Annotated in this window: 1 protein-coding gene; it reads right to left on the bottom strand. The window is 73.0% G+C overall.

Features of this window, described 5'->3' with window-relative positions:
- Positions 1–228: 228 nt before the first annotated feature.
- On the bottom strand, positions 229–1,204 hold a 976-nt coding region (locus AOK01_RS40070; protein ID WP_213862221.1), incomplete at its 5' end, for an ERAP1-like C-terminal domain-containing protein.

Below are 1,204 nucleotides of genomic sequence, written 5' to 3'. Positions count from 1 at the left end.
TTCCACGGGTTTCAGGGGCGCGGCGGGGGGTGCGGCGCGAAGCTTTCAGTTTGTCGCGTTTGGGGCGACGTGTCCGTGGGTTCGGTGATCGGTACCCGAAAGGGGGACGTGTGGCCTTCGGCCGGAACTTGGGGGCCTGGGCCTGGGCCTGGGCCCCTTGAGGGCGCCGGCCGGACATGGCTGTGCCCCGTCCCCCGGGTGGGGGCGGGGCACAGGACAGGACCGGGGCTATGACTCTCGTACGCGTAGGGCCCTTGCCAGGTCGTCGAGTTGGTCGGTGAGGTGGCGGCGCAGGGCCGGGGTCGGGTCGGCTTGGGCGAGGCACTGTTCGCCGAGGTGGAGGGTGTGGGCGGTGATGGCGTACGCGGGGAAGGCCAGGCGGCCGGCTGCCTCGGCGATGGCGGGGCCGCGGCGGGCGGCGAGGGTGACGGCTTCGTCGAAGTAACGCGGCACGTACTCCCGTACGAGATCTGTCTGTTCGGGCTGCCAGAAGCCGCGGGCGGTGGCGGCGAAGAGGTAGTTGGACAGGTCGTCGGTGCTGAACATCGACTCCCAGGCGGCGCGCTTGGCGGCGGGGTCGGGCAGGGCGGCGCGGCAGCGGGCGGCGCCTTCCTGGCCGGTGGCGCTGGGGTCCTGGACGAGTTCGGCGTCGATGACGGCGTCGTCGACGGCGCCGAGGACGGAGAGGCGGCCGAGGATGCGCCAGCGCAGTTCGGGGTCGAGTTCGGGTCCGCCGGGGACGGTGCCCTCGGAGATCCAGGCGCTGATGGTGTCGGGCTGGGCTGCGACGTCGATGAGGTGGCGTACGGCGACGAGGCGCAGTCCTGGGTGGTCGCCGTCCTCGGTGCGGCGGATCAGGTCGCGGCACAGGGAGGTGAGGGTGGCGAGTGCGGTGGGCCGGTCGTGGGCGGGGAGGTAGCGGTTGGCGAGCTGGGTGGCGGCGAAGGTGAGGACGCCCTGGACGATGGCGAGGTCGGTCTCCTCGGGGAGGTGGGCGCGGGCGGTCTCCAGGTAGGCGGTGGGTGCGAGGTCGCCGTCGCGGACCATGTCGCGCAGGGTGTTCCACAGGACGGCGCGGGTGAGGGCGTCGGGGACGCCGGAGATGCCGCGCAGGGCGGTCTCCTCGGACGTGGTGTCGAGGCGGATCTTGGCGTAGGTGAGGTCGAGGTCGTTGGGGACGACGAGGGCGGGGCGGGTGCCGGGG

Origin of the sequence: Streptomyces aurantiacus, assembly GCF_001418335.1 — a bacterium.
Lineage (GTDB): Bacteria > Actinomycetota > Actinomycetes > Streptomycetales > Streptomycetaceae > Streptomyces > Streptomyces aurantiacus.
The sequence above is the reverse complement of the archived record's forward strand: the minus strand, read 5'-3'. Positions and strand labels throughout refer to the sequence as shown.